The following is a 9,640-nucleotide window of genomic DNA, read 5'->3' on the forward strand; positions in this document are numbered from 1 at the left end:
GCTCGGGTGCTGCTGATGCTGGCGCTGCACCGAGCCGGACAGGCTGCCGGTACAGCGAGGTCCGGTCAGATCAACAAGACCGCCAAGTCGGCGAACGACGGCTCTATCGAGTCGGCTTGGACTGCTGGGTGTTTTTCGGACTGTGTGTTGTGTTGGTCAGGCTGCCTTCTTGTGGTCCAGGAGCTCGCGTTCCACCTCGTTAGGGGTGCGATATCCCAGAGAGGAATGCAGTCGGGTGTGATTGTAGACCAGCTCGATCCATGAGGCAATATCATTCATGGCCTTGCTCCGTGTGGGGTACACCATCCGGTGAACCCTCTCGTTCTTGAGTGTGGCATTGAAGGACTCCGCCCATGCATTGTCCCAGCACACCCCGGTCCTGCCCACCGACAGGCGAATACCGTAGGCGCCCAGGTGCTCAGCGAATTTCTCGGAGGTGTACTGCGACCCGCGGTCGGAGTGGAAGATCGTTGTTCCTCTCGTCGGCGGGCAGTTGCGCACCGCCATATCAATCGCCTGGCAGACAAGCTCAGTGCGCATGTGATCAGCCATGGCATAGCCAACAACCTTCTTCGTGGCGCAGTCCAGAACAGTGGCCAGGTAGACGAATCCCACCCAGGTGCGAATATAGGTGATGTCCCCGACCCACTTGGTTCCTGGCGTTGTGGCGGTGAAGTCCCGCTCCACCAGATCCGGGCGCCCCTCCAGGTCAGCCGCCGGGGTGGTGGTGCGGACCTTTCGGCGAGGTTGCGCGGCCACCAGACCGGCCTGACGCATGAGGCAGCGCACGGTGCCATGGTGCGTCACCACGCCCCGACGCCCCAGACGGGCAGTAATACGCCGGTAGCCGTAAGTGCCATCCGAGGCCTCGAACTCGGCCTTGATCATCGATGTCAGCTCTTCCCTTCTCATCGAGGTCGCCGATTGCGGCCGGTCCCGCCAGAAGTAGTAACCCGATCGGGAGACCCTCGACCAGCGGCACATCGAGGAGATCGGGTAGTTGCCTTCCTCGCGGCCCCGAGCTCGTAGCGCTGGCTCACCGGTCGTTCTTCGCGAAGAAGGCTGCCGCTTTTTCCCAGGAACTCGTTCTCCTGACGCAACTCGCGGACCTCACGCCGAAGCCGAGTGATCTCAGCCGCCTCCGCTGCCGCTTCCTTCTCCTGATCCGTGGCGTGCTCCATCCTGTGCCTCGCGACCCAGTTACCCACCGTCTGAGCCACCAGACCATAGGAGGCCGCCACCGACGCGATCGACCGCTCCTTGTCGATCACCTCGCGCACCACCTGTTCCTTGAACCCCTCACAGTCACCTCGCCCTTGACATGGTCCCATCCTATCGAATCAAAGGAAGACGAAAATCCTCCCCTGTCCGAAAAACACCACTCACCCCAACCACACCCGCGACGCCATTGAGGCCCACCTGACCATCGTTGTCGCCGCCCTGGCCATAGCCCATCACCGCCAACAGACGACCGGGATAAGCATTAAAACAATCATCCAAGAACTCAAACCACCACAAGAAGTCATCATCAGCGTTAACGGGCATCACATTATTGCCCAACCCCAAATCGCAACAACAGCACAAAAAATCATCAACGAACTAACCTCGGGGCACTAAGTTGAGACAACTCAGGTGCCAGTACGCCACCGGCGTTCGGCGCGACTCGGGCAGCATACGTGTAGTCCGTGAAGCTTGGTGGGGCCAGCCATTGACACCCCAGTGGAGGCGCTGTTATCATCGAGATGCGTTTCTATAACGTGGGCAACAATCCTTGAATTGATGCCCCCACCCACCCTTACAAGTTGAGAGCACATCCGTCGGTCTTGCCATCGTCCGCTCGTCTTGTACACTTGCGGCGTGGTGCCCCGTCGGATGGGTCAAGGTATACGCATGACTATGTGTCAGACCGCCACAACCCGTCGCACGGCCACGTCCCCCATTCGGTGTAAAGGGGGTGACTCATGTCGCTGGTCATTGAGACGCGTTCACTAACCAAGAGTTACGGAAAATCCCGTGGTGTCGAGGATGTCAATCTCGCCGTCGAGAGGGGTGAGGTCTTCGGCTTCATCGGCCCAAATGGCGCGGGAAAGAGCACGACTATCCGAACACTTCTCGGCTTCCTGAAGCCCACGAGTGGGAGCGCTAAGGTTTTGGGTTACGACGTGGTCGAGGAGTCTCGCGAAATCCACAAGAGAATCGGCTATCTCCCTGCAGACGTCAGCCTCTACGATGACATGACGGCGGGTGAGTTGCTTGATTTGTCTGCGAGGTTCCACGATGTCGATGGGTCTGAGAAGATAAAGGAACTCAGTTCACGGCTGGATCTCAACCTGTCGAAGAAGTTCCGTTCGCTGTCGACAGGAAACAAGAAGAAGGTCGGGATCATCCAGACCATTCTTCACGATCCCGACTTGCTCATCTTCGACGAACCCACCAGTGGCTTGGACCCTTTGGTCCAAAACACCTTCTACGAGATTCTTCGCAACGAACAAGGCGCTGGCAAGACCGTCTTCTTCTCGTCCCACGTTCTCAGCGAGGTGCAGCGACTCTGCAACAGGGTCGCGATCATCAGGGAGGGCAGGCTCGTCGCGGTCGAGGAATTGTCCGAGCCCGGCGCTGCCCAGTACAAGTCGGTTCGAGTCCGGTTCCGCGACCCTGACGTGAAACCGGAGTTCGCGGGGGCCAATTCCATGGAGAAGACAGAACTTGGGTACAAGTTTATGATCCAGGGTGATGTCAATCGACTGCTCGGCTGGCTCGCCGGGCATGAGGTCGAGGAACTGACAATCGAAGACCCGCCTCTCGAGGAAGTCTTCTTGAACTTCTATTCGGGCGATGACAAGACTCAAGGGAGGGGGGTCTGACGTGCATGGGGTCCTTTTCCGCACGGACGTTCGTCGTCACCGCACCTCGTTCATCGTCTGGGCGTTGATCTTGCCACTCATGAGTATTTTCCGCATGGCGGGATACCCTGAGTTCTACGAAAAGTACGGTTTTGCCAAGGAGGCTCTGCAGGAGTTTTCGCCGGCGGAAGTGGCAATGTTCGGCCTTGCCGGCGTCGACATGACCAGCATCACCGGGTACTATGGGGCTCGTGTCTTCTCGGTCCTAGTACTCTTGGGCGCGGTTTACTTGATCATGCTGGGCGCAACGATCTTATCCAAGGAAGAAGACGACAACACAATCGAGTACCTGTTGGTGCAGCCACTGAGTCGTACCGCGATCGTGGTGACGAAGGTCGCAGTGGTCATTTTCTATGCTGTCGCCCTCAACATCGTTCTGTTTCTTGCGTCCTGGGCGATGTGTGTCGCTTTCCAGCAGGACGGGTATTCCCTGCAGGCGCTCCTCCAACTGGCTCTCGGGTCGTTTCTCGTGCACTTGATATTTGCTGCGATCGGATTCCTTCTGTCGGTCTTCGTAGTGCGTTCCCGGGTCATTTACCCGCTCACCATCGGAATCTCTCTCGGCGCTTATTTTCTTCAGATGCTTGCGAACTCCAGCGATTCGGCCCAGTGGTTATCGTGGTTCTCGTTCTTCTCCTACGTCCGAGTCGACGAAGCGACCAAGGGGAGTGCCACGATGGATCTTGCCCATCTACTGGTGTCATTGTTCGTGATCGTCGGATGTTTTGCCGTTGCAGTATTCGTGTATCGGCGCAAGGACATCTCGGCCTAACTTGCGAAAGACCCCACGGGCATCATCCGCCAGCGGGGCGGTATAGCGCACCGACAGCGCTGCGGTCAACCGCCGCGTGCTATCTGCGCGGCTTTTTTGGGACCTGTACACGGACCGGAGGTGAGGCACGACTATGTTCGAGAGCACGAGGCGGTTGCGTTTGTCGCGCTCGGGCCGTCAGTCGGAAGCGACCATTAGTTGCGTTCTCGTCGGCGACTGGTCGTCTTTTGTGGAGTCATTGCACCCCTACGAGTGGGAGCAGTTGGGGCGCGCGAGGTCCGACAAGAGGCGGTCGGATTTCGTGGCTGGGCACCATGCAGCTAAATTGGCGATCTGCGCGCAGCTCGCGACGTGGCTTCGTCCTTCTTCAATCCTCATCGAGCCTGGTGTGTTCGGACAGCCGATCGTCCGCTGCCCTGAGTCGGCGAGGGTCGGGGTCAGCATCGCTCACAGCGGCGGATGCGCCGTGGCGATCGCTTTCGACGTCGGGCATCCCATGGGAATCGACATTGAGTTGATCAATCGGAGGCGGGAGGCCACCCTGCGATCCCAAGTGGTCGACAGCGAGGTCAGTTTGTGCCTCGCACACCGGGTGTCGATGCTCGAGATGAGTACCCATCTGTGGTGCGCCAAGGAGGCGGTGGGTAAGGCGATGCTCACGGGACTGACCGTGCCGTCCTCGCTGCTCGAGGTGTCGTCCGTGGTCGCAGATCATGATGGGTACCGCATCCGGTTCCGGAATCTCATCCAGTACGGGGCCAGGGCGGTTCGAATCAGAAACTACGCGGTGGCTCTGGGCCATCCGCGCGACACGGAGCTCCAAGGACTCGACTCAACGAAGGCACTCGTCGCGGGGGTGGCCCATGCGTGACTGGGCATTCATCTTTCCCGGGCAGGGTTCCCAGTTCCCCGGCATGGGGCACGACCTTTGGCTTCGGTTTCCCGAGTTCAGAAGGGACATGCAGCAGATCGACACCGTGGTGCGGGATTACCGCGGCGACGGGTTCTTGGACGCGCTGTATGGTGATGAGTGGGCCAACGCCGTGACGGATCTTCGCGTGAGCCATCCGGCGATCTTCTCGCTCCAGTACTCCGTATCGCAACTCCTGATCCGACGCGGGGTGCAGCCGACCTGCTTGGTGGGGGCCAGCCTGGGAGAGGTGGCAGCGGCCACGTTCGCCGGCGGGTTCGGGGCCGAGACGGCAGTCAGAATGATCTGTGAACAATCCGATCGAATTGTCGAGCAGTGTTCCCCGGGCGGGATGATGGCCGTGTTTGCCCGTCCGGAGGTATGGCACGATGGCATCGCCCCCCGACACGAGTGCGACCTCGTGTCGGTGAACGGGCCGGAGCACTTCGTCGTGACGGGAGGGCTGGACAACCTCAAGTCATTGCAGGCCGAACTGGATGCCGCCGCCGTCAACTACGTCGCGCTGCCGGTGAGGTATCCGTTCCACTCAAGACGGCTTGACTCCCTGAAGCCTCCAACCCGCACGGAAGCGAGTGCGGGATCGTCACTGCGAGTGCCCTTCTATTCGTGTGCCGCTGGTGGACGAGTAGACTCGCTCGAGCCCGGCCACTGGTGGCGCGTCTTCCGAGAACCGATCAGGGCAGCGACCGCCTTGCGGGCAATGGCCCAGTCGGGGCGGTATCGCTGTGTCGAGATCGGACCGGGAACCTCGATGTCCGCGATCCTGCGCCAGCACTCCATTCCCACCGAGTCCAGTCACGCCCTGGTGACGCCATTCATGAACAGCAGCCACATGGTCGAGAAGTTGTCCACGTTGTCCGACCAATACCCCACGGGGAGGGACCGACGCGCCTCCACCGCCCCCCAATCCGTCGACACCACTACAGAGGAGCTCCGTCTCATGTCACCACAACCGTCCGGGAAACCCGATGGCAATGAATTGCTCGCCTACGTCTTCCCAGGCCAGGGTTCACAGTCCATCGGTATGGGCCATGAGCTCTTTGACCAGCACTCGGAAGAGCTCGCCCAGGCCGATCGGATCCTCGGCTGGTCGGTGAAGGAGTTGTGCCTCGCCGGTCCGAAGGATCGCCTAGACAACACGGAGTTCACGCAGCCAGCCCTCTACGTCGTCAATGCGTTGAGCTATCTCAGTAAGATAGCGAACGGTGCGCCCCTTCCCGACTTCGTCGCGGGACACAGCTTGGGTGAGTACAACGCGCTCCATGCGGCAGGGATTGTGGACTTCGCCACGGGGCTGTCCCTCGTGAAGATCCGAGGTCAGTTGATGGCTCGGGCCCGTGGCGGAGGAATGGCCGTGGTTCTGGGACTTGGCGAAGACGCTGTGGCCGCAGTCCTCGCCAAGGGCAGCCAGCAGGGCGTCGACATCGCCAACCTCAACTCGCCCGAGCAAGTCGTCATCTCCGGAATGCGTGAAGAGGTGCTGGGTTGCGAGCAGCTCTTCACGGCGGCGGGCGCACGCTTCGTGCCGCTCAACGTCAGCGGTGCGTTCCACTCCCGCTACATGCGCGATGCGCGGGAGCAGTTCGAGCAACAGCTGAAGGGTATTTCCTTTGGGAGGCCTTGTTGCCCAGTCATCTCAAACGTCACCGCTCGCCCCTATGACGCGGACACGGCACGCCTTCTTGCCGAGCAGATCACCTCTCCCGTGCAGTGGGTTGATACGGTGCGCTACTTGATGCGCGCCGGAGCGACCCTTGAGCAAGTTGGTCCCGGCAACGTGCTGACCGGCCTGACACACGCGATCGTGCGCAGCGACGCGAAGGCTCAGAACGAGAAGACGACCCGCGCCGAGGGGGTACGTCGATCGGTCAGTTCGGGACAACCAGAGCCGCGCGTCGAGTCCGCCCCCGTGCCAGCGCCCGGAAATGAGACGCTCTGCTCGGCATACGGGCTCAAGCATCCCTATGTCACCGGCTCGATGTATCGCGGGATTGCGTCCAAGGAACTCGTTGAGCGTATCGCGCTGGCCGGCATGCTTGGGTTTGTCGGCACTGGGGGAATGCCGCTGTCCGAGGTCGGCGTTTCAATCGACTACCTCCAGCGGCGGCTTCCGGCGGGGACGCCGTTTGGGTTCAACCTTCTGCACAGCCACGGTGATCCTCGACGCGAGGACGAGTTGGTCGATCTGCTGCTCTCGCGAGGCGTGAACGTGATCGAGGCATCCGCCTTCGTTGATGTGAGTCCGGCCCTGGTCCGGTTCCGACTCAACGGCGCGCACAGGGGTGCGGACGGGCGGATCATCACACCGCACCGGGTCATGGCCAAACTCTCCCGCCCCGAGGTCGCCGCCGCGTTCATGAGCCCGCCGCCGGAATCGATCGTCTCGCAGCTCAAGGATGCGGCGGTCATCACGGCCGAGGAGGCGAGCCTCGCGCGTGACGTGCGCATGGCAGACGATGTCACGGCCGAGGCTGATTCGGGTGGACACACGGACGCTGCGGTCGCCCTCACCCTGATCCCCACCATTGCCCGTCTGCGGGACCGCATGCAGGAGGAGTCTCCCCAGTTGCCTCGGGTGCGAGTCGGGGGTGCCGGTGGTATCGGAACTCCTGAGTCTGCGGCTGCCGCCTACCTGCTCGGCGCCGAATACATCGTCACCGGTTCGATCAACCAGTGCACCGTCGAGTCTGGGGCCAGCGAGGTGATGAAGGACCTTCTCCAGGACATCAACGTCCAGGATACCGACTACGCTCCGGCGGGGGACATGTTCGAGCTGGGAAGCCGTGTGCAGGTGTTGCGACGAGGAGTGTTCTTCCCGGCTCGCGCGAACAAGCTCTACTCCCTGTACCGCCAGTTCGACTCCTGGGAGACGATCGATGTGGACACGCGCCACCAGCTCGAGCAGCGGTACTTCCGTCGCTCCTTCGACGGCATCTGGGATGAGGTGAAGTCGCGCGTCAGCATCAACTGCGGGGGAGCGCCCACCGATCGGCAGAAGATGCTGGCGGTCTTCAAGTGGTACCTCGCCCATTCGACGCAGCTCGCCCTAGCCGGAGACAAGACTCGAGTGGTCGACTTCCAAGTCCACTGCGGACCGGCGTTGGGGGCGTTCAACCAGTGGGTCAAGGGCACCGAGTTCGAGAGCTGGCGGAACCGTCATGTTGATGACATCGGGATCAAGCTGATTACCGAAATGGGCCGGTTGTTGGATTCGAGGTCACGGGACTTCGCAGATTTTGCGAGTTGACTGACCACGCTGACGCATGGCATCTGATCGGTTACGCGCCTGGATGACGCAGACGGACTGGATGACTTACTCGAAACCGATGATGCAGACCTATAGGAGAAACGTGATGCTGGACTTGGAGACGATTCGGGTGAAACCGACGAGGGAGGGGCGTGGCACCACCGTCCTTTTCGTCCACGGCGGGTACTTCGCGGCATGGTGCTGGGAGAAGTTCCAGCCGTATCTGGCGGACCGGGGCTACGGCTCGTGGGCGGTCAGTCTGCGGGGACACGGCGCAAGCCGCACGACGCAGCCGCTCAGATCGCTGAGGCTCGAGCAGTACGTCGAGGACGTCGTTGAGACGTTGAAGGCCATGCCGACGAGACCGGTCGTTGTCGGGCACTCGATGGGTGGTGGCATCGTTCAGAAGGTCCTTGGCGCTGACGAGGACCTTGTGTCCGGCGTCGTGCTGTTGTCCTCGGTGCCCCCGTCCGGCGTCGGGGGGAAGGAGGCGCTGGCGTGGACAAAGCTCGGCATGGGGGCCATGGTCAAGCTGTGGAAGCTGCACAGCGGCAAGCTCGGTCCCGAGGATGCTGCTGATCGGACGGCCTTCCCCTACGGGATGTTCTTCGCCGGTGATCTCGACAAGGACACGCTCGTCTCGTACGGCAGCCGGATGCAGGGAGAATCACAGCGTGCCGGAAAGCAACTGTCACGGACGGTTCTGCGGGACCCCAAGTCGGTGGGCGTGCCGGTGGCGGTCATCGGGGGGGAAGAGGACCTGTTCTTCGCCCCGCAGGTGAATCACGCGACTGCCGATGTCTATGGCGTGGACGCCACCATCGTGTCCGGCGTAGGTCATGCGGCCATGCTCGATTCGAACTGGGTCGCGGTCGCGGACCGACTGATCGACTTCCTCGAATCGTTGGAGGAGCGCTGATGCCGCAGCAAGGAGCTCCTATCTTCGCGTCCCGCACCCGTGCCAGTTCATATGATGCCTGCTCAATCGGCGCCGGCATCGACGCCGAGACGGCGCGGCTCTCGGCCCAGGTCGACCTCTTCTGGGAGAAGGAGAGAAGGCTCTACGAGTCCTACGGGCTCGGCGCCGCCCGTCGGGTCGTCGAGTTGGGGTGTGGTCCCGGCTTCGTTCTGCGCCACATGGCCCACGAGTTTCCCGGTCTCGAACTGCACGGGCTTGAACTCGATCCCGACCTGGTGGTGCGCGCTCGGGAAATGTTCGCCGAGGAGTCGTTGGACGTGACCGTTCGAGAGGCGAGCATTCTGGACACTGGCTACGAAGAGAGGGCATTCGACTTCGTGCTCGTGCGACTCGTCCTCGAGCACCTGCCCGATCCCGAGAGGGCGCTGCACGAGATCCTTCGGATCACCAAGCCTGGCGGACGTGCAGTCGTAGTGGACAACGACTTCGAGATGCATCTCATGGCGAGCCCGCCAGTGCCGGAGTTGCGCGAGGTGTACTCGGCCTATTGCAGGGCGCGCGAGGACGAGGGCGGTAACCCACTGATCGGCCGAGACCTTCCGCTGCTCCTGCGCGAGACCGGGTTCGTCGACGTTGACTACGACATCGTGGCGGCGCACAGTGCGGTGCTGGGTGACGAGATCTTCTCGCGCTCCGAGGGCATCAGCATCCCGTCGCGACTCGTTCAGGACGGCTACCTGAGCAGTTCGACCATGGGCCACCTTTCACGACGCTGGCGTGACGTTGTGCGAAGTCCCCGACATGCCCAGATCCGACAACTTCATGTGAGCGCCGCCAGACGACCGACAATCTGACAGGAGATTGACAA

General features: G+C 61.5%; 7 protein-coding genes and 1 pseudogene. 7 read left to right on the forward strand and 1 reads right to left on the reverse strand.

Features of this window, described 5'->3' with window-relative positions; translation table 11 throughout:
• Positions 1-156 precede the first annotated feature (156 nt).
• Positions 157-1,331 (reverse strand): IS3 family transposase gene (locus EL266_RS09175; protein ID WP_408608462.1). Its coding sequence is split into 2 segments (ribosomal slippage): positions 157-998 and positions 998-1,331, totalling 1,176 coding nucleotides; the frame shifts between segments, so codons are not numbered across the junction.
• Between the two features lie 58 nt (positions 1,332-1,389).
• Here EL266_RS09175 and EL266_RS14110 point away from each other — a divergent pair.
• The 7 genes and pseudogenes from EL266_RS14110 to EL266_RS09210 all read left to right on the forward strand — a co-directional run.
• Positions 1,390-1,617: pseudogene (locus EL266_RS14110) on the forward strand (IS1634 family transposase); the annotation flags it as partial.
• A gap of 344 nt (positions 1,618-1,961) precedes the next feature.
• Positions 1,962-2,864: an ABC transporter ATP-binding protein gene (locus EL266_RS09185; RefSeq protein ID WP_026427032.1), complete on the forward strand. Its 903-nt coding sequence runs from the start codon at positions 1,962-1,964 to the stop codon at positions 2,862-2,864.
• Positions 2,836-3,675 carry an ABC transporter permease subunit gene (locus EL266_RS09190; protein WP_197719235.1) on the forward strand — a complete coding sequence of 280 codons (840 nt, stop codon included), beginning with the start codon at positions 2,836-2,838 and terminating at the stop codon, positions 3,673-3,675. The genes EL266_RS09185 and EL266_RS09190 overlap by 29 nt, the downstream gene beginning before the upstream one ends.
• Before the next feature lie 133 nt (positions 3,676-3,808).
• Positions 3,809-4,546 (forward strand): 4'-phosphopantetheinyl transferase family protein, encoded by a 738-nt coding sequence (locus EL266_RS09195; protein WP_051281184.1) that lies wholly within the window; start codon positions 3,809-3,811, stop codon positions 4,544-4,546.
• Positions 4,539-7,853 carry an ACP S-malonyltransferase gene (fabD, locus tag EL266_RS09200; RefSeq protein ID WP_034514911.1) on the forward strand — a complete coding sequence of 1,105 codons (3,315 nt, stop codon included), beginning with the start codon at positions 4,539-4,541 and terminating at the stop codon, positions 7,851-7,853. The genes EL266_RS09195 and fabD overlap by 8 nt, the downstream gene beginning before the upstream one ends.
• A 79-nt stretch (positions 7,854-7,932) precedes the next feature.
• Entirely contained in the window at positions 7,933-8,772 is an 840-nt protein-coding gene (locus EL266_RS09205) for an alpha/beta hydrolase (protein WP_169719949.1), read from the forward strand.
• On the forward strand, positions 8,772-9,626 hold the full coding sequence (locus EL266_RS09210) for a methyltransferase domain-containing protein (RefSeq protein WP_051281186.1): 855 nt from the start codon (positions 8,772-8,774) through the stop codon (positions 9,624-9,626). Before EL266_RS09205 ends, EL266_RS09210 begins: the two co-directional genes overlap by 1 nt.
• Positions 9,627-9,640: the final 14 nt, after the last annotated feature.

This window comes from Actinomyces slackii, from assembly GCF_900637295.1.
In the GTDB taxonomy this organism is placed as follows: domain Bacteria; phylum Actinomycetota; class Actinomycetes; order Actinomycetales; family Actinomycetaceae; genus Actinomyces; species Actinomyces slackii.

Coding starts and splice junctions, on each gene's coding strand:
- EL266_RS09185 (WP_026427032.1), top strand. CDS start 1,962: ATGTCGCTGGTCATTGAGACGCGTTCACTAACCAAGAGTTACGGAAAA.
- EL266_RS09190 (WP_197719235.1), top strand. CDS start 2,836: ATGACAAGACTCAAGGGAGGGGGGTCTGACGTGCATGGGGTCCTTTTC.
- EL266_RS09195 (WP_051281184.1), top strand. CDS start 3,809: ATGTTCGAGAGCACGAGGCGGTTGCGTTTGTCGCGCTCGGGCCGTCAG.
- fabD (WP_034514911.1), top strand. CDS start 4,539: ATGCGTGACTGGGCATTCATCTTTCCCGGGCAGGGTTCCCAGTTCCCC.
- EL266_RS09205 (WP_169719949.1), top strand. CDS start 7,933: ATGATGCAGACCTATAGGAGAAACGTGATGCTGGACTTGGAGACGATT.
- EL266_RS09210 (WP_051281186.1), top strand. CDS start 8,772: ATGCCGCAGCAAGGAGCTCCTATCTTCGCGTCCCGCACCCGTGCCAGT.